The 22,525-nt window shown below is 53.3% G+C and carries 16 protein-coding genes and 1 pseudogene; 3 read left to right on the top strand and 14 right to left on the bottom strand.

Annotated features, from left to right (window positions below; all coding sequences use genetic code 11):
• Positions 1-304: 304 nt before the first annotated feature.
• The 4 genes from PT964_RS15330 to xylA form a co-directional block, all read right to left on the bottom strand.
• Entirely contained in the window at positions 305-1,471 is a 1,167-nt protein-coding gene (locus tag PT964_RS15330; protein WP_274364238.1) for an iron-containing alcohol dehydrogenase, read from the bottom strand.
• 105 nt (positions 1,472-1,576) lie between these two features.
• Positions 1,577-4,597 carry a beta-phosphoglucomutase gene (gene pgmB / locus PT964_RS15335; protein WP_274364239.1) on the bottom strand — a complete coding sequence of 1,007 codons (3,021 nt, stop codon included), beginning with the start codon at positions 4,595-4,597 and terminating at the stop codon, positions 1,577-1,579.
• A 116-nt stretch (positions 4,598-4,713) separates the two neighbouring features.
• The gene (gene xylB / locus PT964_RS15340; RefSeq protein ID WP_274364240.1) at positions 4,714-6,210 is read right to left on the bottom strand and encodes a xylulokinase; all 1,497 of its coding nucleotides are present in this window, start codon (positions 6,208-6,210) and stop codon (positions 4,714-4,716) included.
• A 39-nt stretch (positions 6,211-6,249) separates the two neighbouring features.
• Positions 6,250-7,557, bottom strand: coding sequence for a xylose isomerase (gene xylA / locus PT964_RS15345; protein WP_274364241.1), 1,308 nt, complete (start codon positions 7,555-7,557; stop codon positions 6,250-6,252).
• A gap of 166 nt (positions 7,558-7,723) precedes the next feature.
• Here xylA and PT964_RS15350 point away from each other — a divergent pair, with 166 nt between their 5' ends.
• Entirely contained in the window at positions 7,724-8,887 is a 1,164-nt protein-coding gene (locus tag PT964_RS15350) for an ROK family protein (protein ID WP_274364242.1), read from the top strand.
• Between the two features lie 49 nt (positions 8,888-8,936).
• On the opposite strand, the gene PT964_RS15355 is transcribed toward PT964_RS15350, so the two are convergent.
• Genes PT964_RS15355 through PT964_RS15365 form a run of 3 tightly spaced genes read right to left on the bottom strand, consistent with a single transcriptional unit; the run spans position 8,937 to position 12,389 of the window.
• The gene (locus tag PT964_RS15355; protein WP_274364243.1) at positions 8,937-11,126 is read right to left on the bottom strand and encodes an alpha-galactosidase; all 2,190 of its coding nucleotides are present in this window, start codon (positions 11,124-11,126) and stop codon (positions 8,937-8,939) included.
• Positions 11,127-11,183: 57 nt separating this feature from the next.
• On the bottom strand, positions 11,184-11,738 hold the full coding sequence (locus PT964_RS15360) for a chromate transporter (RefSeq protein WP_274364244.1): 555 nt from the start codon (positions 11,736-11,738) through the stop codon (positions 11,184-11,186).
• Positions 11,739-11,750: 12 nt separating this feature from the next.
• Complete coding sequence (locus tag PT964_RS15365; protein WP_274364245.1) at positions 11,751-12,389, bottom strand: chromate transporter; 639 nt, start codon at positions 12,387-12,389, stop codon at positions 11,751-11,753.
• Positions 12,390-12,990: 601 nt separating this feature from the next.
• Here PT964_RS15365 and PT964_RS26565 point away from each other — a divergent pair.
• Positions 12,991-13,158 (top strand): annotated as a pseudogene (locus PT964_RS26565) (transposase); the annotation flags it as partial.
• 36 nt (positions 13,159-13,194) lie between these two features.
• Positions 13,195-13,821 carry a transposase gene (locus PT964_RS15370; protein WP_274364246.1) on the top strand — a complete coding sequence of 209 codons (627 nt, stop codon included), beginning with the start codon at positions 13,195-13,197 and terminating at the stop codon, positions 13,819-13,821.
• A gap of 837 nt (positions 13,822-14,658) precedes the next feature.
• On the opposite strand, the gene PT964_RS15375 is transcribed toward PT964_RS15370, so the two are convergent.
• The 7 genes from PT964_RS15375 to PT964_RS15405 all read right to left on the bottom strand — a co-directional run bounded on the left by PT964_RS15375 (position 14,659) and on the right by PT964_RS15405 (position 22,522).
• On the bottom strand, positions 14,659-15,699 hold the full coding sequence (locus tag PT964_RS15375) for a lactonase family protein (protein ID WP_274364247.1): 1,041 nt from the start codon (positions 15,697-15,699) through the stop codon (positions 14,659-14,661).
• Positions 15,700-15,772: 73 nt separating this feature from the next.
• Positions 15,773-16,834, bottom strand: coding sequence for a Gfo/Idh/MocA family protein (locus PT964_RS15380; protein WP_274364248.1), 1,062 nt, complete (start codon positions 16,832-16,834; stop codon positions 15,773-15,775).
• Positions 16,835-16,902: 68 nt separating this feature from the next.
• Positions 16,903-17,370 (bottom strand): ArsR/SmtB family transcription factor, encoded by a 468-nt coding sequence (locus PT964_RS15385; RefSeq protein WP_274364249.1) that lies wholly within the window; start codon positions 17,368-17,370, stop codon positions 16,903-16,905.
• Between the two features lie 35 nt (positions 17,371-17,405).
• Entirely contained in the window at positions 17,406-19,226 is a 1,821-nt protein-coding gene (locus PT964_RS15390) for a glycoside hydrolase family 66 protein (protein ID WP_274364250.1), read from the bottom strand.
• Between the two features lie 58 nt (positions 19,227-19,284).
• Positions 19,285-19,668: a response regulator gene (locus PT964_RS15395; RefSeq protein WP_274364251.1), complete on the bottom strand. Its 384-nt coding sequence runs from the start codon at positions 19,666-19,668 to the stop codon at positions 19,285-19,287.
• Positions 19,669-19,737: 69 nt separating this feature from the next.
• Positions 19,738-21,390, bottom strand: a complete 1,653-nt coding sequence (locus PT964_RS15400; protein WP_274364252.1) for a PAS domain S-box protein — start codon at positions 21,388-21,390, stop codon at positions 19,738-19,740.
• A gap of 121 nt (positions 21,391-21,511) precedes the next feature.
• Positions 21,512-22,522, bottom strand: coding sequence for an HD-GYP domain-containing protein (locus tag PT964_RS15405; RefSeq protein WP_274364253.1), 1,011 nt, complete (start codon positions 22,520-22,522; stop codon positions 21,512-21,514).
• Positions 22,523-22,525 lie beyond the last annotated feature (3 nt).

Below are 22,525 nucleotides of genomic sequence, written 5' to 3' on the forward strand. Positions count from 1 at the left end.
GGGACTTTCACCCTAGAGATGACGCCCATGCTGGGCGTACATAACGCATAAAACGCCAGCCTTTCGGCTGGCGTTTTCTCGTGGTTACGGATTTAGCAACACTACAAGTTGTTATTCGGCGTTTTTTGAGCCTACTTCGGAAAATAGCAACACTCGGTGTTACTATCCGGTCGGAATCGCCTGTTTGAAGATCGTTTTTCAACGAATAGCGACTCACAGTGTTGCTAATTTTCGTGCAAGCCCACATCGAAGCTCAATAGCAACTCGTAGTTTCGCTAAAATACCGCACCCTCCGTGCCCCGCCCTACAAGCACATGGTCAGAATGTTATTGACATCCTCTTTCTCCAGCTTCTTGAATGAGCCGATCGGACCGAAGCGAACCGCTTCATCGGCCATGCGGTCGATATTGTCCTTGCCGATGCCGTAGAAGCTCAGCGAGCTCGGCGCCCCGATCCGCGCGAAGTAGCCTCGCGTCGCCTCGATTCCGGCCAAGGCAACCTCTTCATCGGTCTTCCCTGCGGGATCGATGCCCCACACGCGCACGGCGTATTGGACGAATCGGTCGACCCGCTCCTTGTATACGTACTTCATCCAGTTCGGGAAGACGATCGACAACCCGGCGCCGTGCGGAATATCGTAAATGGCGCTGATTTCATGCTCGATGGCGTGCGTCGCCCAGTCGTTCTGCATGCCGACGGAAATCATCCCGCCGTTCAGCGCCATCGTGCCGCACCACATCAAATTGGCGCGCGCATCGTAATGGTCGGGGTGCTCGAGCGCCTGCTCGCCGTTCTCGATGACCGTCTGCAATATCGATTCGCAAAACCTTTCCTGCAGCGGCGTGTCCGGCGTTTGGCTGAAGTATTGCTCGAACACGTGCGACATCATGTCGACGATGCCGTTTACCGTTTGGTCGCGCGGCACCGTGAACGTGTTCACCGGATCGAGAATGGAAAACTGCGGGTAAACGTAGATGCTGCCGAACGATTTCTTCAGGTTGCGCTCCCAGTCGGTAATGACCGCGCTGCCGTTCATTTCCGAGCCCGTAGCGGCAATCGTCAGCACCGTGCCGAGCGGCAGCGCCTGCCGGATTTGCGCCTGCCGGTCCAGGAAGTCCCACACGTCTCCTTCATACGGCACGCCGGCGGCAATCGCCTTGGAGGCGTCGATGACGCTCCCTCCTCCGACCGCAAGAATAAAGTCGACGCCGTTGTCGCGGCAAAGCTGAATGCCGCGCCGCACCGAGCTGACCCGCGGATTCGGTTCGATGCCCGGCAGCTCGACGACGTTCGCGCCGATCGACGACAGCTGGTTCATTACGGCATCGTAAAGCCCGGTCCGCTTAATGCTTCCGCCGCCGTATACAAGCAGCACGGTGCGGCCGTACGCTTTGACGTGCTCGCCGAGCTGCTCCACCGTTCCTTTGCCGAACAATATTTTTGTAGGGTTTCGAAATACGAAATTTTTCATCTGACACCCTCCGTCCTTTCGATCGATAACTTCCAATCTCTATTATACGTCAAAACGGAAGGTCGTCCCAAACGACCGGAGTCGGGGCAATGGCCCTGTCCCTTGTCAACGGGCCCGGAACCGCTCCAGCAGCGCGTCCAGCGTAAGGTTGTCCGTGCCGTCTACCCGCCAATCGGCCTTATGCATCGCCTCCGGCGACCCTACGCCGACCGCGAACATGCCGGCCGCCTTAATCGCCTCTATGCCGGCCTCCGCATCCTCCACGCCGGCGCAATTGCGCAGCGGCACCTTCAACTGCTCCGCCGCCGTCATGAAAATTTCCGGGTCGGGCTTGCCTTTGGCGATTTTCGCCACGTCGACGACGACGTCCAAATACGGCTCGATGCCCAGCCGCTCGATGACGGGCTTCGCATTTTTGCTCGCAGACGCAAGAGCCGTCTTGATGCCGCGCAACTTCAGCTCTCTTAGGAACGCTTCAATGCCCGGGAGGATGTCGGACGGCGAAATCGCCCCGATCGATTCCACGTAGTAGCGGTTCTTTTTGTCCGCCATAGTCCGCTTCTCGTCTTCCGTGTACGTCCGCTCGCTTTTTTCCAGCACGATGTTCAGCGACTTCATTCGGTCGACGCCTTTCAGCCGCTCGTTAATCCGCTTGTCGAACGGAACGCCGAGCTCGTCCGCGAGCTTTTTCCAGCCCAAATAATGATATTCCGCGGTATCCACGATAACGCCGTCCAAATCGAAAATGACCGCCTCCAGCTTCGGCTCGAGCGATACGCGCACCGCCGAGCCGGACGACAGACTCAGCTCCTCGTGCTCGTGAACGATCGTAATGCCGCTGCCCTCCTCCAGCATATATACCGCTTCCCGCTTCGTCACATCCACGGCAATCAGGCAGCCGCCGAACGTTACCTTGAAGCGGTACTTCTCCCACTGCTCCGGGATCGTCGGGCGGAAGTGCAGCGTCCCGTCCAGCTCCCGCATGCCGCCGAAGCCGCAGACGATCGACAGCCACGCTCCCGCCATAGCCGCCGTATGCACGCCGTCCTTCACGTTGCCGTTGATGTCGTCGAGGTCCATCCGGGCCGTCTGCATAAAGTAGTTGTAAGCTCGATCCTTATAGCCGATTTCCGCCGCTATAATGCTGTAAATGCAAGGAGAAAGCGAGGAATCGTGCGTCGTCAGCGGCTCGTAAAAATCGTAGTTACGCTTCTTCTCCGCCAGCGTGAAGCGGTGCGACTGCAAGAACGTCGCCAGCACGACGTCCGCCTGCTTCAACACCTGATGCCGGTAAATGACGAGCGGGTGATAGTGAAGCAGCAGCGGATATTTGTCCTTCGGCGTGTTCGCGAAGTCCCACACCGCCTTCTCCAGGAACGAATCGTCCTGCGGAACGATGCCGAGCTCAGGCGACTCGGGAACGTACATCAAGTCGGCCGCGCGCTGCCATTCGTCGATTTCCGCATCGTCCAAGCCGATCTTCGACGCAAGCTTCGCATAGGCGTCCCGGTGCTCCGCCTGCATCCTCCTCGCCATCTTCGCCGCAAACTCCAGATGATCCTTCGCCATCAAGTTTGTAAAGGCGTTATTATTAACGATCGCCGTGTACTCGTCCGGGCCGGTGACGTCGTTAATGCAAAACCGTCCGCCCTTCGCCGGGATGTTATCCCCGAGGTCGGCCCATAAGCGCGCCGTTTCGAACAGCATCTCCGCGCCTTTGCTCAAGAAAAACTCCATATCGTTTGTCGCGGCCATATATTTTTTCAAAGCATAAATGACGTCCGCGTTAATATGGTACTGCGCCGTGCCCGCCGGGTAATAGGCGGACGTTTCCTCGCCGTTGATCGTCCGCCAAGCGTACAAGGCACCCTTCTGCGACATGATCCGGGCCCGCTCTCTCGCTTTGTCCAAAATACTGTAGCGGTACTCGAGGAGCGGCTTCCCGATTTCCGGATGCGTGTACAGAAAGAACGGGAAAATATACGTTTCCGTATCCCAGAAATAGTGCCCCTCGTACCCTTCGCCGGTCAGCCCCTTCGCCGCAATGTTGCTCCGTCCGTCGCGGCCGACCGATTGCAGCAGCTGGAACGCGTTGTAGCGGATGCTTTGCTGCAGCGCAATGTCGCCGTGAATCTCGACGTCGCTATGCCGCCAGTACTGCTCAAGAAACTTGGCCTGCTCGTTCAGCAGCGTTTCGAAGCCGTCCTCCTTCGCTTTGACTACGCTGTCCTCCGCCTCCTGCAGCAGCTTCGCCGTATCGGCCGTTTCCGGACTTTCCTTCGACGTATGATAAGCGATATATTTGTAAACGGTAACGCTCTGCCCTTCCGCCGCCGTCACCGACACGCGGACGGAAATGCCTTCGGATGACCGCTCATTGGCAATCGTCAGCTCGGCATCCGGGCCGTGCGCGATTTCATGGTCCATGGCGCACACAATCGTAAATCCCGAATTTTTCGTCTGCTGCCGAATCGCGCCGTACGTCCCGCCGCTTTGCAGCTCCTTCGTCTGCAGCACTTGCCCCGCGAAACCCGCGCCGACGCGCGGATCCCCCTCCGACACCTGGTTGCGCACCGCCCCGTCGATCGACGATTCGATGTCGAGCGAACCGCTGAAGTTGACCGGCGTCACCTCATAACGAATCGCCGCTACATGCTTCCGCTCGAGGCTTACGAGCCGCTCGATCGTAAACTTCAGCACTTTGCCCTTCTTCGTCTCCAGCTGCATTTCCCGTTTGAGCACGCCATTCCGAAGATCGAGCGTCCTTTTGTACCCTAAAATATTGCAGTTGGACAAATGGACCGGCTCGCCGTCCACCGTACAAACCATCGGCTTCGCGTCGGTCACGTTGATCATCGTCTGGCCGGTGCGGGCGTACCCGTAAGCGTCCTCCGGATATCGAATCGGCTCCGTTTCATAGAACGCATTAATATAAGTGCCTTTCACCGAGCGGCCCTTTGCGCCGTGAAAGCCCTCCTCATAGTTGCCGCGCATCCCGATATAGCCGTTGCCCAGGGCGAAAATCGTTTCGTCCTCCACATTCGTTTCCTCGTCAAAACGCTCCTCCACCACAGCCCATTCGTCATAAGCGTACAGCGGTTCGATATGTTCCCTTTTTGATCCCATAACCATTCCCCTTTTCATCAAAAATGCCGCTTTGATTAGAATGGTTAACTTTTCAAAGATCATGCGCGGGAACAGAGAACAAAGAAAGAGCCCCGAATTTCGGAGCTCTTTCTTCCTCACTGTCTATATGGCTGAAGCTTTTCGTTGAGACCTTTGGTTTGAGAGTATACCTCTTTGTATATTTCGTATACTTCTCGGTACGTTTGAACGTTGGCCGGATTCGGCGCGTAGGTTGAGCCGTACGAGAGGAACGCGTCCGCGCACTCCTGCAGCGACGCAAACCAGCCGCAGCCGGCGGCGGCGAGCATTGCGGCGCCCATCCCCGGCCCTTGCTCGTTGTTCATCGAAACGACTTCGGCCCCGAAGATGTCGGCTTGCATTTGCAGCCAATCCGGATTTTTTGCGCCGCCGCCGATCGATACGATCCGGTCGATCTGCTTGCCCGCCGCGCGGAACAGCTCGATCGATTCGTTCAGGGAGAACGTGATGCCTTCCATCACCGCCCGGGCAAAATGGCTCACGGTATGCGAAGCGTCCATCCCGATAAAGCTGCCGCGGATAATCGAGTCCGCGTGCGGCGTCCGCTCCCCTACGATGTAGGGGGTGTACAGCAGCCCGCCCGAGCCGGCAGGTATCGCAGAGATGCCTTCGAGCAGCTCGCCGAACGACTTGCCCGGTGCGAACGTTTCGCGGAACCAGCTCAAGCTGTGGCCCGCGGATAACGTTACGCCCATCGCATAGAACGCGTCCTGCTTCGCATGGTTGAAGAAGTGCACCTTGCCCGCGAAGTCGCGGTTTTTATCGTCTTCATACGCCAGGATGACGCCGGAGGTGCCGATCGAGCACATGGCCGCTCCGGAGGACAGGATGCCGGCGCCTACCGCGCCGCACGCGTTGTCCGCTCCGCCGGCGAACACCTTCGTCTCGGGGCTGAGCCCGATTTCGGCGGCAACGTCCGGAAGCAGCGTTCCGACAAGCTGCTGCGCCTCGGCGATCGGCGGACAAAGCCCGATGTCGACGCCGAGCTTGCCGCACACCGTCTCGCTCCACCGCTTCTCCCGAACGTCGAGCAGCAGCGTTCCTGCAGCGTCGGACACATCCATGAAGACGGTGCCGGTGAGCCGGAAGCGAACGTAATCCTTCGGAAGCAGGAACACCTTCGCTTGAGCGTAAAGCTCCGGCTCATACTGCTTCACCCATAGCAGCTTCGGCAGCGTGAAGCCCTCCAGCGCCACGTTGCGGGTGATATCGAGCAGCTCGTCGCCCAGCGCCGCTTCAATGAATCGGCACTGCTCCGTCGTCCGCGTATCGTTCCAAAGTATGGCTCTGCGGATCGGGCGATGCGCTTCGTCCAGCAGCACCAAGCCGTGCATTTGGCCGGAGAAACTGATGCCTTCGATTTGCTCCGGCGCCGCTCCGGCCGTTTTGACGGCTTCCGCCAAAGCGGCCTTCGTTTCGCGAACCCAATCGTCGGGGTCCTGCTCGCTGTACCCTGACCGCTCATGATAGAGCGGATAGGATCGGGACGCCTCGCCGCGAATGCGGCCCTCCGCATCTACCAGAAGCACCTTTACGGCGCTCGTTCCAAGGTCGATTCCTGCAACGTATTTCACCTTATCCCTCCCAAGGATACCGGTTTCTCCAGAGCTTTATTAGAACAAATACTCGTTCAATTTCGCCTTGATCAGCTCAAGACGGCCGGAACGGTTCGTAATTTCGCCTTTGTCCAGAATATAAGCTTCGAGCGAACGGAAATCCGCTTTTCCGCTGACGATGTCCGCACCGATGCCGGAATTGAAGCTGGCATAGCGCTCGTCGATGATTTTATCGAAGAAGCCGTCTTCTTTCAGCTTGGCGACTGTCTTAAGGCCGCGAGCGAACGTATCCATTCCTGCGATATGAGCATAGAACAAGTCTTCGGCTTCGAACGACGTTCTTCTCACCTTCGCGTCGAAGTTGACGCCGCCGGAGCCCAAGCCGCCGTTCTCGACGATTTCATACATCGCGAGCGTAACCGCGTACAAATCGGTCGGGAATTCATCGGTATCCCAGCCGAGCAGCAGGTCGCCTTGGTTCGCGTCGATCGAGCCGAGCATGCCTTGAATGCGCGCTACGCGAAGCTCGTGCTCGAACGTATGGCCGGCGAGCGTTGCGTGGTTCGCTTCAAGATTGAGCTTGAAGTGGTCCTGCAAGCCATAGGTCCGCAAGAACGAAATCGTTGTCGCCGCGTCGAAGTCGTATTGATGCTTCGTCGGCTCCTTCGGCTTCGGCTCGATCAAGAACTGGCCGGTATAGCCGATTTCCTTAGCATAATCGACCGCCATGTTGAAGAAACGGGCCAAGTTGTCGAGCTCAAGCTTCATATCCGTGTTCAGCAGCGTCTCGTAGCCTTCGCGGCCGCCCCAGAACACGTAGTTTTCCGAGCCGAGCTCCTTGCCCACTTCAAGGCCCTTCTTTACTTGTGCCGCCGCGTATGCGAATACGTCGGCGTTGTTCGTCGTAGCCGCACCGTGCACAAAGCGCGGGTTCGTAAACATATTGGCCGTATTCCAAAGCAATTTTACTTTGCTTGTTTTCATATAATCCTTCATCAAGGACACGATTTCGTCCAGGATGCGGTTCGTTTCGCGCAGCGTCGCGCCCTCAGGAGCAATATCGCGGTCATGGAAGCAGAAGTACGGAACGCCGAGCTTCTCGTAAAATTCGAAGGAAGCTTCGACTCTCTTTTTCGCCAGGTCAACGCCTGAAGCGCCGCCCCACGGACGAATCGCCGTACCGACGCCGAACGGGTCGGAGCCTTCGCCTGTGAACGTATGCCAGTAAGCGACGGCGAAGCGCAAATAATCCTCCATCCGCTTTCCAAGCACTACTTCATCCGGGTTGTAGTGTTTAAACGCGAGCGGATTGTCCGATTCCTTGCCTTCATAGCGAATGTTCTCAATTCCTGCAAAATAACTCATTTCGCTGCCTCCTCCCTTATAAAAGAAAGATAATAGTTTGGATCTGCCTGTAGTGTATCAAAAGCGAACTTAGTTTGTCTATAAAACAAACTAAGTTTCATTTTCTTTCACACCTATGATATGATACGTATCATCTTCTTTATCTATACGAATTACGAGGGAACCTATGAAGATTACCGGAGACCAATCATTAATCAAAAAAATGAATAAAGGTCACGTGCTGGACTGCATCGTATCCGGCGCCCCGCTCTCCAGAGCGGACATTTCCGCCAAAATCGGATTAAATAAAGCGTCCGTTTCCACGCTCGTCAACGAATGGATCGAGGAGCAGCTCGTAATCGAGACCGGACTCGGACAATCGAGCGGCGGGCGAAAGCCCGTCATGCTGCTATTTAACAATAAAGGCGGATATTCCGTCGGAGTGGACTTAGGCGTCAATTATGTCGCGGCCGTATTGACCGACCTGACGGGAAACGTCATAAAGAGGGTAAGGCTCGCGCTCGAAGCACGCGACGCGGATTCCGTATACGAAAGCTTGAGGCAAGCGATCCGTTCGGTTTCTGCCGCGGCTCCGCCGAGCCCGTACGGAATCGTCGGCATCGGCGTCGGCGTGCCGGGTATCGTGGATGAATCGGGAACGATCCTTTCCGCCCCGAACCTCGGATGGAGAGATGTTTCCTTAAAGGAAAAGCTTCAGTCCGATTTTCAAACGGAGGTGTCCGTCGAGAACGAAGCGAACGCCGGTGCCGTAGGCGAGCAAAAATACGGAATCGGCACCGACGTTCCCAATCTGGTTTATATCAGTGCGGGAATCGGGATCGGCTCGGGCATCATTATGCACGGCGGCATTTACCGCGGCGCTTTCGGATATTCCGGCGAGCTGGGCCACATGACGATTCAAGCCGACAACGGCCTCCTCTGCAGCTGCGGAAATACGGGCTGCTGGGAAATGTACGCGTCGGAAAATGCGCTGCTGCGGGAGGCGAAAGATGCCATAGGGCATGCTGCCACCTTGGAATCGCTGATGGAAGCCGCCGAGTGCGGCAACGAAATCGCCATCCGCCGGTTCGAAACAGTCGGTTATTATTTAGGCACCGGCATCGCTAACGTCATGAACGGCTTCAATCCGGAAATGGTGGTCGTCGGAAACCGGCTCTCGCTGGCCGGAAAGTGGATCAAGCCCGCCCTGCTGCAAGCCGTACAGCGACGCAGCCTCCGCTTTCATAGCAAGGAGGTCCGCATCGAATTTGCGGCGCTCGGGACCGACTCCACCGCGCTCGGCTCCGCGTCTTTAGCCGTTTCCGGCTTTCTGCAGCGCATCAAAGGCTAAAAAAAGCATGCCGCCCCCGTTCACAAACGGAAGCGGCATGCATTTACATTTATTCCGCCTTTAAATAAAATACGGCGCTAAAATAATCTCCCCAAGCTCCCGGCTTCTTTAAGCCGACATTCATCAGAAAACCGCCGCTTACTGACGTGTCCGTTCCTTCGATCCGATATTTCTTATCGGGATCGAGCCCCTTCAGCTTCAGCCGCTCCAGCGGCGCGTTCGCTTCGTTCCTCGTTTGGAAGTACGCGGCGAACGCTTCGTTCTTATCCTTCGAAACGACCGCCCACGCCGTCTCGTCGCCTTCGAACGGACTCAATATCCGATAAAAATCGCCGAACTGTACGAGCTTGCGGATCGTTTTGTAAAATGCGATATGCTCTTTCGTTGCCGCCTTGTCCTCCTCGGACATCTTCGACAAATCGAGCTCGTATCCGAATGCGCCCGTATATGCGACATGCGCGCGCATGCTTAACGGCTCGCTGCGCCCGACCTGATGATTCGGAACGGCCGATACGTGTGCGCCCATCGTGCTTGTCGGGTACACGATGCTCGTGCCGAATTGGATCTTCAGCCGGCTGACGGCATCGGAGTTGTCCGACGTCCAAGTCTGCGGCATATAGTAGAGCATGCCCGGATCGAATCGGCCGCCGCCGCCCGAGCAGCTTTCAAACAAAATATTCGGAAAACGCGACGTAATCCCTTCCAGCACCTCATACAACCCCAGCATATAACGATGCGCCGTTTCCCGCTGGCGCTCCGGGGGGAGCTGAGCCGAACCGATCTCCGACATATTGCGGTTCATATCCCATTTCACATAAGAGATCGGCGCATTGCCGAGAACGTCGGATATGACGTTCACTATATACTCCCTTACATCCTCGCGCGAATAATCAAGAATGAGCTGGTTCCGCGCTTCGCTTCTTCGGCGTCCGGGAACGTGCAGACACCAATCCGGGTGTTTCCGGTACAGCTCGCTGTCCGGCGATACCATCTCCGGTTCAAACCATAGCCCGAACTTCATATCCATGCCCTCGATCGACTCCGCAAGCGACTTTAGTCCGTTCGGCAGCTTATTACGGTCGACAAACCAGTCGCCGAGCGAGCAGTTATCGCTGTCGCGTTTGCCGAACCAGCCGTCGTCCAGCACGAACAGCTCGATGCCGAGCTGTTTCCCGGCTTCCGCAATCGCCGTAATTTTATCCGCGTTAAAATTAAAATAAGTCGCTTCCCAGTTGTTCGCGAGAATCGGACGCTCGCGGTCGCGGAATACGCCTCTGCACAATCTCGAGCGGTACAGATCATGGTACGTTCTTGACATTTGGCCCAGGCCCGACGAGGAATAGACAAGCACCGCTTCCGGCGTCTGGAATGACTCCCCGGGCTCCAGCAGCCAGCTGAAATCAAACGGATTAATGCCCAGCGCCACACGGGTCGTATGGAATTGATCGACCTCGACCGACGCCAGGAAGCTGCCGCTGTAAACAAGACTAAAGCCGTAAACGTCGCCGTAATCCTCGGAGGCGTCCTTGCCGAGCAACGCGATGAACGGATTGTGCTGGTGGGAGGACGAGCCTCGCCGGCTTTCGATCGACTGCGTTCCGGGCGCCAGCTCGCGGACGGCGATATGCCGCTCTCTTGCCCAAGCCCCGTGCAAATGCAGCATCCGGAAGGACGACCGGTCGAAATCGACGCTCATGCTTAACGCCCGATTCAGCCGCAAAGACGCCCCGCTCCGATTTTCAAATCGGACCGACCGCGCAATCGCGTTCAACTCGTGAAACACGGTGTAGCTTAGCCGGACCTGCAATCCGCTTACCGCATCTTCAAGCACCACTTCCAGCGTGTCCGCCTCTTCGTCGCTTTCCGTATATGTAGCGGGCAGGCCTTTAAGCTTCGGCTTCCCTTTAGCGATCGTATGCTCTACATACTTCAACTCGGAGGCAGAGGAGCCGTTCTCCATCATCATCTCGTAAGCGGGTCCTCTCAGATCCGAAGTTCCGTAGCCGGGATATTCTTGAGGGAGCGTGTCCAGCGATAGCGCGAGGTCGTTCGGATCCGGATTCGGGCTGAAGGAAGCGCGCTGCACAAGCCAGCTCATATGTAAAGCATCTTCATCGGGAATCGACCGGCCCCAATAAAGATGCTGGATATAACCTTTGGGATGAATTCGGAAAAGATAGCTTGTATCTGAGGTTTGCAGATGAAATATTCGATCGTTCGAAACATATCGGATGCTCAAAATGATTCCCTCTTTCCCATGAATGGTGACCTTTCGTTTCACCTTAGTATACGACTTTTAGGCACCGAAGAAAACGATTCCAGTTGCCGCGGAAAGCAAGATTACTACTAGAGGATGCAGTTGGTAGCGAATCAAACCGTATAGCGAAATTCCGAAGATCAGAAGCATCAGCAGCGTTTCAACCGTTACCCCGGAGAAGCCGGCGGGAACGATTCGATTCACCTCTGCAAACGAGAACGCCGCATAAATAATGAGCCCTGCAATAACCGGACGCAAGCCGTAAAAAGCGCGCTGCATCATTCCGCTCTTTTGAAACTTGTAAAACAATGCGGCTGCGGCAATAATCAACAAGAAGGAAGGCAAAATCGTCCCAAGGGCTGACACGATCGCCCCAGGCACCCCCGCTGTTTTATATCCGATAAAGATCGCCGTATTCGTGGCAACCGGTCCGGGAGACATGCCGGCCACGGCGACGCTGTCGGCAAACGCGTCATGAGTCATCCAAGCGTGGTTGTACACCACTTCCTGTTCGATGACCGGAATCATGGAGTAACCTCCGCCGAACGAAACCGCCCCGATCATAAGAAACGTGACGAATAAATCCCAAAGCATGCGGCTCCCCCCTTATATACCGTCGCCATTCATATAGCCCCATTCGTTCTCCTCAGGGGGCTGTTCGACAAGCGAAGTTTTTAAGCCCAACCAGCCGCGTACCGAAACCATAACCATGCCTAGAAAAAATCCGAACAATATAATGAATACGGGATGGACATTTGTGAAAAAGAGCGCCAATACCGTAGCAATGACAACCGCCAAAGTCATCTTATCCTGCACCGCCGTTTTGCCCGTTTTCATGCCTGCGTAAAGAATGATGGCAACGATGGCCGCGTCAATTCCCTTGAAGGCGGCTTCGATCATCGGATTTTGCTGCACGTGCAGAACAATCATCGAAAGGAAAAGCACGATTAAGAAAGTGGGAAGCAATACGCCGAGCAAAGCGGCAATCGCACCGACCACACCGGCCCGCCTGTAACCGATAATCGTCGCCGCATTGATCGCTACCGCGCCGGGAATCGACTGCGCTACTGCAAACACATCGGTAACCTCCTCGGAAGCGAGCCATTTCCTTCGACCTACGATTTCTTTTTCAATGAGCGGAATCATGGCAAAGCCCCCGCCGAATGTGACCGGCCCGATCCTGCAAAAGGCAAGAAAGAGAGACAAAGCTTTCTTCCAGCTCCAATCCGCTCTCGTTCCTGTCATCTCTCCGCCCCCTCACCATTATCTATGTTAATGTCATTATACATTAGTTTTTTCTATTTTGGTCTAAACTTTGGCGGATTTTCGCAATAACAAAATAAAATGCATAGCATAACGAATCATTATACCTATTGATTTCACCACTTTGAACAAAACCTTCTACTATGTATGGCAAATACCCCAGGCTCCGATTTCGCACTTTCTGTTCGACCGCCCGATCGACTGTCTCTCATGCAGCTTCTTTTGAACACTCTTCCGTTCGCTCAGCCTGCGCTGGTGCCCCGTTGTCCGTTTCCTAACTCTTGCCGCTTAAGCCGCCTCTTAAGCCTACATTTCATTGCAATAGGTTCCGCAGATTGGCACCCTTTTATCCTTTTAACCACTATCCCCAATACTGGAGCAAACCCTCGATACATTAGAAGTATAGTAGAAACAACATCATGTCCGGGCCGCGGTATACCCCCTATCCTCCTTTTGACCACTATCCCAATTAGTCAGCTAAATCAGCTAAAGCAAAAAAATATTCAACCTTTGTATAAATGAATTGAAATACAAACAAACGTTCTATATAATGAAATTATTGGAAGTATTCTGGAGGTGCTTTATGAGAGAAGACTCATTTTCCGATTTGCAGCTGGTGACATCGGAGAAAGGTTGTATTACATACTTCATGAAGATGAAATGGCCGAACGGGTTCGCTTGTCCGCATTGCGGGCACAAGAGCTATTATATGATCACCTCAAGAAGGCTGCCTTTGTTTCAGTGCCGGTCATGCCGCCATCAAACCTCCTTAACGGCGGGAACGATTATGGAAGGAAGTCGTACGGCATTGTTGAAGTGGGCGAAAGCTCTACATTTTTTATCGCAGCGCGCAAGCATTAATGCAGTACGTCTTGCCGAAGCCATTCAAGTGACTTATAAAACAGCGTGGTCGATCCTTCATAAAATTCGCTCCGCCATCTCGCAGGTGGACATAAAAGAGCTTTTATACGGAACGGTTCGGGCCGGTTTAGCTTTTTATGGGCGCGATTATTTGCATCAGCCTTACATTAAGCATCAACAGGAGCATCCATTAATCGTCGGTGCCTCTTTCGATGGTTTCGGCGGTCCGGAATTCGTAAAAATTAAGCTTCTTTCAATGCAGCACATGGATGGAAAGCTTATGTACCGATCAGGTGAAAATGAATTCAATGATAAGCATGTTGATCCCCTCTCTATGGATTTTGTGTTTCTGAAAAAGTTCCAAATGCCCGAGGTCCCCCTGCTCCCGCAGCTTATTCATGAAGCCAGGAAATGGATAAACAGAACATTTCACGGAATCGGACCGAAATATTTGCAAGCTTATTTGGACGAGTTTTGTTTTCGCATGAACCGTATGTTCCGCCACGAATCCGCCATTGACACTCTCGCAGCCGTTTGTTTTGCACGAGCGTAGAGAATCGAATTCAAACTTCGAACTCTTTTTGCCTATGCCATTTTTCTTCGAAAGTGGTTACCCCTTCTGACATACTTCATTAATTCTGTCAGCTCATCCTCTTGCATTATTTGCTGGACTGCTTTCCTATGCAAATTTTACTTAGTCTGTTGGTAAACAGGGCGTATTTGTTTAATCCACAGCTGATTGAATGGGATAGCGTTCAAAAGTTCAGGACGAGGACGATTTATGCCAATATGTTATTTGAAGGCTTTCTTTATGTAGCTTTTTTGGGTTGGCTTTTTTTATGTAGCTTTTTTGGGTTGACTTTCTTTAGGTTGACTTTCTTTAGGTTGACTTTCAGGGGTAGACTTTCTTTGGGTTAGTTTACTTTGGGTTAGTTTTCTTTGGGTTAGTTTTCTTTGGGTGGCTTTCTTTGGGGCGGCTTTCTTTAGGTTTGCTTTCTTTGGGTTAGCTTTCTTTGGGTTGGTGCGACAGCTTCTTGCTGAGTCAAGGGGAGAGTGTTCAAAAGAGTGTTGTGGGAAGACCCCTGAGGGGGACACTTTGGACAAAAAAAATGAGATCAAAAAGGTCAAGAGATCACAGAGATCGAGGAATCAAGAGATCAAAAGATCAAAAGAACAAAAGATCGAAAGATCAAAAGATCAAAAGATCAAAAGATCAAAAGATCAAAAGATCAAAAGATCAAAAGATCAAAAGATCAAAAGATCAAAAGATCAAAAGATCAAAAGATCAAGAGATCGAGAGATGGTTAAGATGTGCAAAGATACAATGCTTCAAAGATTCAGAGTGGTTGCAACAAAGATGAAAAAAGCCGCAGCAGGCTGCGGCTTTGATCTACATAAACTTCAGGCATACCGGTTTGGCGACGCTGCGGTTTTCTTCAACCGATTCCAAGCGGCCGGTATCCCCGGTTACTCGGAACACGGCAATGTTTCCGGAGTCCTGATTGGCGGCAAGGAGGAATTGTCCGTCCGACGATATGACAAAGTTGCGGGGACTGCGGCCGCGCACGGATTCGTGCCCTGCCGGGGTTAAGCTGCCCGTTTCGAGATCGATCCGGTAGATCGCAACGCTGTCATGCCCCCTGTTGGAGCCGTAAAGAAACTGTCCGCAGGGAGAGATATGGATGTCGGCGCACGTATTTGCTCCCGCGAAGCCGTCCGGCAGCGTCGACACGGTACCGACCGAAGCGAGCGCCCCTGTCTCTTCATCCACTCGAAAAGCACTGATGCTGGAATCCAGCTCGTTGATACAAAACGCGAAAGGCTCAACCGAATGGAACGCCATATGACGCGGACCCGCACCCGGCGTCAGGCGGCATTCGCCGGCCGGCAGCAGCTTGTTGGTCGTTCGATCGATTTCGTAAATATGAATGGTATCCAGCCCTAAGTCCGAAACGTAGAAATAACGCCCGCGGCGGTCGGAGAATACCGAATGTGCATGAGGCGCTTCCTGACGATCCGGCCTAGCTCCTGTTCCGGAGTACCGGTGATGGTCGGACATTTCGCCGACGGTGCCGTCCTCCATAATCGGGTAAACGGAAATGCTGCCTCCCCCATAGTTCGCAACGATGAGAATGTCCCCGGATTGAAGGATATGACAAGGGTACGCACCGTCGGTAGTACGTTTGTTCAAAAAGGAGAATTCACCGGTTTCCCGATCCAGCTTATATGCGTATACTTGACCGTCCTCCGTTTCGCTGACGGAATAAACGATACTCCGCTCCGGGTCGTAAGTAAGAAAGGACGGGTTATCGATGCCGGATACGGAGGAAACGGCCTTCATTTCGCCGTTGCTGCTCTCCAGCGACATGAGTACGATTCCTGGTTGATCGGCCTGCGCGTATGTGCCTACCAACAGCTTGGATACCGTCATTCATTAACACCTCTTTTTTGGCCTATATGAAAAGTTTATGACATGCCTGCCATAACATGACGTAATCCGCCTCTTACAGCTTCACCTCGGAACCGGTCCGAGCCGATTCGTATATTGCCGACAAAATTTGAATCATGTGTACGCCCTGGTCGATCGTAAAGATCGGCTTTGCGCGTCCTTGAACGACGTCGATGAAGTGGTGCAAATTTTCACCGTGACCGCCGGTGTCGGACCCGAGATGCGGCTTCAGATCGGTGAGAACCCCGCCCTCTTCGCCGAAAATTTTCAGGTCGCCGTTCCGGAACGTAAGGCCGGCCTTCGTGCCGCGCAGCTCGACGAAATTGCATTCCTCTTCAATATTCGACGCCCAGCTGAATTCGATTTGCAAGCAAGCGCCGTTATCGAAGCGGATAAAGCCCATCGCCAAATCTTCGACGTCGAATGTTCCGCCGTCGCTCTTCTCACCGAATTTGCTATGCTCCGAGTCTGCGGCGTCCGATTCGGCAAACTTCGTGTAGGTCGAGCCTACAACGGAAACCGGCTTCGGATTGCCCATAAACCACATCGCCAGGTCGATGAAATGAACGCCCAAATCGATCAGCGGACCGCCGCCGGAGAGCGCCTTCGTCGTAAACCAACCGCCCTTGCCCGGGATGCCTCGACGGCGCTGCCAGCCGCAGCGGCCGGCATAAATTTCACCCGCTTTGCCCTGGTCCAAAAACTGCTTAATGAAGCCCGACGCCGGACGGAACCGGTTGTTTCTCATCACCATCAAAACTTTGCCGCTCTTCTCCGCTGCAGCCTTCATCTTGAACGCTTCTTTCGGGTTTACCGCGTCAGGCTTCTCGCAGAAAACGTGTTTTCCCGCTTCAAGCGCCGCGATGGCGATTTCCGAATGATACAAATTCGGCGTGCAAATATCAACGATATCGATCTCCGCGTTCGCAAGCATGTCGCGGTAATCGGTGTATACCTGCGGTATGTTGTGTTGTATGGACGCCGCTTCCGCCTTTTCCTTCACGATATCGCAAATCGCGACGATCTCGACCTCAGGATGCTTCTTTAAAGGCTCCACATGCGCCCATTGAAAAATGCCGCCCGCACCGACGATACCGATTCTCACTTTGTTTGTCATTTTCATCTTCCTTCTTTGGTGTAGTTTAATATGGAAAGCGCCTCGCTGCTGGTAGCGAAGCGCCTTTTTTATTCCGTTTTCTCTTTTATCGCTATAAAATCTACATTCACGAGCATTTCCGTCACATCGTCGGATTTTTCCCTAAACGCGGTTTTCCGCTCCCAACGTTCCAGCAGCTGCGCAAGCTCCAGCTTCAACTCCTCCACATCGCCCGCCGACAGCATTAACTGAGTCTCTACGCCTGGTCTGGAGCTCTCCGGAATTTTAAAGATCGTTGCGTGGGATTTATAATATTTTTCCGCGATTCCGTTAACGATTCTAGTCTCTACTAACTCAAGAAGCTTTCCTTCTACCAATCGTTGGATATGGTAATGAACGTTTCCGGGCGTTTCGCCAAGAAAATCCGAAAGCTGCTTCACCGTCCGCGGCGTTTCTCTTACGGCTTGCAATATTTTCACCCGCACGGCGCTGGCTAAAAGCTTTCTCTGCTCCAGCGATATGGATAGAGGATTTACGTGCTCAATCGAGAAACTCATGTCCTATACTCCCATAGCTTCTATTTTCACTAAGGTTACAGGAGCTTTCCCGCCCTGTCAACCGACAACCCCGTTTCATCGGCTTTCTCGATATATACCATATCCCAGTATTCCAAGCTGGGAATCGTGAAGGTTACGTACTTGCCCGAACTGTCCGTCCCCTCCGAGAAGGCGAGAGGTTTGCTGGAGCCGCCCGCCACATCCGGCGAAGCGAACTGCACCGATCGAATCGAACCGGCGCCGTAATAGTATTTGACCGGAATATTTCTTTTAATTTGAGGAGCCGGCTGATCCGCATTGCTGTCGCGCCAGCTCTTCGAGCTTACCCCAAGCAAATTGATGAAGTGAATGATGTCGCGGCCGTAGCCCGTTTTGGCAAAGGTCCACACCGTATCGGGAGCCGCGGCCGGGCTGTAAGGGACGCCGCCGACCGCCACTTTGCCCGCGGAATGTTGTTGACCGTCCCGCAGCAAATTCTCGTACGCTACCAGAAAATCATAGTAGCTTTTCAATTTGCTTTTCAGCTCGTCGCTCATCGTTAAGAAACGCCTCGGCACAATTTCGCTGTGAAGCATCCGTAAATCGTCCCCAAGCTCAAAATGCGCGGCGCCGCTTGCAAACATCGCGGCATCGGCTCTAAGCACGCCGTGCAAATTAAACTCTCCGGGGGATTGCTCCGTATACTTAAGCTGATGCCTATAGTTCATGTAACCTGCGAGCACAACCGGCTTCATCCCGTTGGCAGCCTTCATCGCTCTGTCCACAAGCTCCTTAATGTCCTGATAACCGCTCTGACCGTAAGATTCCCACAGCTCTACGAACAGCAGGTCCGCTTGGCTGGCCGCGGTTTCCTCAAGTCCATACCCGCCGTAATTGTTCATGACGACGGCGCCGCCCATTGCCCGTTTCGCACTGTTCACAAAATCCGCATACGATTGCTTTACATTCGCCTGTTCCCCCGAATATGTATATACCGCGCCGGGATTTCCGAACGTATCGGCATGCCAGCCGTCGAAGCCTCTCGCGGAGAGGAGCTGCCTCTCGCGGGCTAGCTTATAGGTTTGCCAGCCGATGTCGGCAGGATGAAAAAATGCCAGCGTTTGACCGGTACGGCTGTCCTGAACGCTTAGCTGATTCGTACCGTTGCTTCTCTTATACAATCCCCATCTGGGATCAATGCCGCCATCTTGCTCATATCCTCGAGCGGCGGAATTCATGGCGCTATAGCTCAAGTTAGCCATATTGAAGCTCTTGGCCGTGCGAAGCGTGTCGGCAACGGTTTGCGCATCCGCCTCCCCGCCTTCCGAACCGTAATATTGCAGCGCATTAATATGGAATGCTTTCAGCAGCTCCAGCCGCTTAACGGTGCTTACGCTATCGCGGCTTGCGAAATCCGACTGAAAGCCGTACCTTGGAAACTTGGTCCACGTTGAAGACACGTCTGCCGCCGTGTTCATGCGGCCCGTTACGTTCCCGAACCGGTCGCTTGCTTCCGCTTCGATCATGTACCCTCTGTAATCGTCCGATGGGGGACTCCAAACAAAGGAGACGACCGCCGTTTCCCCTGCGTTCACCGTATAGTACGACGTCTGGCGCGGACCCGCCTCGCGGTCCAGGTGCTTAAAGGAAACCGTAACCGTACCGTTCCAAATGTTTACGCCGGACCGGTTTGCAAATCGGACCTCGATTCTCACAGGCTCTCCCGGACGGTACATCGCTTTATCAAGCGCAACCTCCGCGATCACGCCGCTTTGTTCGGATGCGCCGAGCGCGAGCGCTTCGGGCTGCGACGCGCCCCATGCGGAGACGACTAGCAAAACCAACGCCATAGTTGTGAAAAAAGCTCGGACGGACATACGGCTCCCCCTTATCATTCAGCTATCCACATTATAAAGTATCGATAAGGCTGTGCGGCTATGTTCTGCCGCACAGCTTACCTACAATCCTATAGAGCTGATCCACATCGATCGGTTTCGCAATATAATCGTCCACATCGCCGAAGGCGAAATCCTCGTGGACGCCACCGAACGCAAACGCGGTCATCGCGGCGATCGGAGTTCTTCTCCCCGCAGATCGTTCCCATTCGCGAATCATCCGAACCGTCTGCAGCCCGTCGATCCCCGGCAGCTGCATGTCCATTAAGATCGACGCATACGTCTCGGCGCATTGCTTCTTGAACGCCTCGAAACCGTCGCTGGCCGTATCGACGTCGTATCCTTCCTCCAGCAGCATTAAGCTGATTACTTTCCGGTTCACCAAATCGTCTTCAACAAGCAATATTTTTTCCCGTTTATCCATATCCGGAAGACCTCTCCCAGCAAAAAAACGGCGCACAATCGTTACGCGCGCCGGTCCTCATTATAATGTTTAAAATAAATCCAAAGAAACTTCGACCCGGTTTTTTCCTTTTCTTTTTGCCGCATATAACGCCCTATCCGCCGCGTGAATCAGATCGTGCGTCTCGTAATGCAGCGGCGGAATAATCGAAGCAACCCCGAGGCTGATCGTGACTTTGTCGGATACCTGCGACTTCGTGTGCGGAATTCCGAGCGTCTCCGTTTCTTGACGGAGCCGCTCGGCCACATGGCGCGCGCCGAGACAATCGGTTTCCGGAAGCAGCACGACGAATTCCTCCCCGCCGTACCGCGCAATGACGTCTCCCGGACGCTTAATTGCCGTGCTTGCGGAGATCGCGATTTTTTTCAGGCAATCGTCGCCTTTGATGTGTCCGTAAAAATCGTTATACGGCTTAAAGAAATCGATGTCAAACAAGATGAGGGAGATCGGCGTTTTGTTTCGTTTCGCCCGGTTCAGTTCCTTTGCCAGAATCGTATCGAAATATCTTCGGTTGGCGATATTCGTCAAGCCGTCCAATTGCGACAGCTTGTGAAGCCGCTCCTCCTCCAGCTTCCGTTTCGTAATATCTCGCAGTACGCCCTGTAAAATCATTTTTCCGTTATACTCAATTATCGTATTCGTCCCTTCTACATCAACGATCTTTCCGTCGATGCGGACGATCTTCGTCTCGAAGGTCGGGAACGTCTTTTCCCCTCTTTGAATCTGATCGATCGCTTTAATCATCCGATACCTAAGATCGGGATGTATGAATTGGATGACCTGCACTCCAAGCAGCTCATCCGGATGCTCCGCTCCGACAAGACGCGCGGCCGCTTCATTGCAAAAAATAATATAACCGTTGTCATGGATCACAATGGCGTCCGGGGATTGCTGAACGAGCGCGCGGTACCTCTGCTCGCTTTCTCCCAACTGAACAAACGCCTTCTTCCGTGCCGTGACGTCTGCGGCAATACCGATCACGCCGATGACGCTGCCGTTCACAATGCTCGGCGAAGCCGAAATTTGCAAATCCACTTCGCGGCCGTCCTTGTGAATGACCGTCAGTTCATAGCTGGACGAGCTGCCTTGAAGCAGCTCCTTTATTACATCCTTTGCTCTTCCTTGCTTTGTCGGATGCACCAACGGGAGAAACGATTTGACGAGCAGTTCCTCCGGCTTATAGCCTAATATCGGTTCGACCGCATCGTTGATTTCAACGATCGTGCCCGCAAGGTCTAAAGCAAAGCTGATATCGGGATTATTGTAAAACAAGGAACGGTAGCGCTGTTGGCTCTCTTCGAGCTTCCGCTCCGCCGATCGCTTGTCCGTAATATTTCTAGTAACTCCGAGCAAATATTCGGGCTTACCGTTATGATCGTAGAAGGGAACCAGCGTCGTCTCCGCAATCAGCGGCATCCCTGAGAAAATTACGTCCTCTTCGTATTTAATACGGCTTCTTTGTTCCATCGCTTCGCGAAAGCGCCCCATGACGAAATCGACTACCCCCGCCGGCAATACTCGTTCCGCCGCCTGGCCGATAATCTCTTCGGTAAATCCGGTAAATTTAAAATAAGCTGGGTTAGCCGATTCGTAAATAAACGACAGCTCCTCATTCACCTTTAGCAGAAAAATGAGATCATCCGTAGTATTTAAGAACAAGGCGGAGAGCATTTCTCGGTTCATGACAACCGGCCCTTTCGTAATTCCTTCTAATTCAATTGTCGGCTAGTAATCTCACAATTTTAACATACCGACAATCGATATTCGAAAAAATATCAATGGTAATGTTTACCTCGGGCGTCCTTTATCCGGCAATCGAATCGATTGTCAGCTGCGTTTCTTTTCTCAGGTCGATGTAATCGCCGTTCACCTCGATAATCGGACGAATCGGATCGTTCGGATGCACCATTATAACTTTTCCTATGCGGCCGTCGGTCAACTCTACTTCGTTGCCGACCGTCATCTCCATAATTCTTCGTACAAAAACGGATACGATGGCAGGGTCCATCTTCCCGAAGCCCTCGTCAATAAGCTCTTGAATAATTTTATAGAAAGGGACCGCCTTTCGGTAAATCCGATTGGAAGTCATGGCGTGAAACACGTCGGCAACGGATACGATTTTACTGAAATAATCGATCTCAGTGCCTTTAATGCCGTTCGGATATCCTCGCCCGTCCTCCCGTTCATGATGCTGATAGGCAACGATCGCGATTCGGGGAGACAAGTCTTTCGTATTTCTCAAAATGTCGTACCCGTAAGCCGCATGCCTTTTCATTTCCGCATATTCCGCATCCGTATATTTTCCGGGCTTATTAAGAATCTGGTCCGAAATTTTAATTTTGCCGATATCGTGCAGCGTAGCCGCCATCGTCAGCTCGGAAAGCTCAGTCTCATTAAGATCCAGCCATTTGCCCAGCATCGTGGACAACACGGCGACGCCGATATTATGACGGTATGTATAATCGTCTTTTGCTTGCAGCCCCGACAGCATCCCGTATAGGTCATGCGTTTCGGAGGCTTCGTACACGGCAGGCAAAATCGTCTCTTCCAACGAATCGACCGGCACTTTTCCGCGCGACTTGATGGTCTGGAAAATGTCGCGTATTTCCTCCGATGCCCGGGAGTACAACGTTTCGTTGTTTTTTTCCGACAGCATGTTCGCCTCAAGATCGGTCGCCTTCAACCGGATGCCATGCTGTTCGAGCGTTTTTAAATGGGAGGCCGTCAACACTTTGCCTTTAGCGGCTATGATGATTCCTTTGTCGTTGAAAATATCTTTGCCCAGCGTTCTTCCAAGAAAACGGGCATGTATCATAAT

Source organism: Paenibacillus thermotolerans, from assembly GCF_028745515.1.
Lineage (GTDB): Bacteria > Bacillota > Bacilli > Paenibacillales > YIM-B00363 > Paenibacillus_AE > Paenibacillus_AE thermotolerans.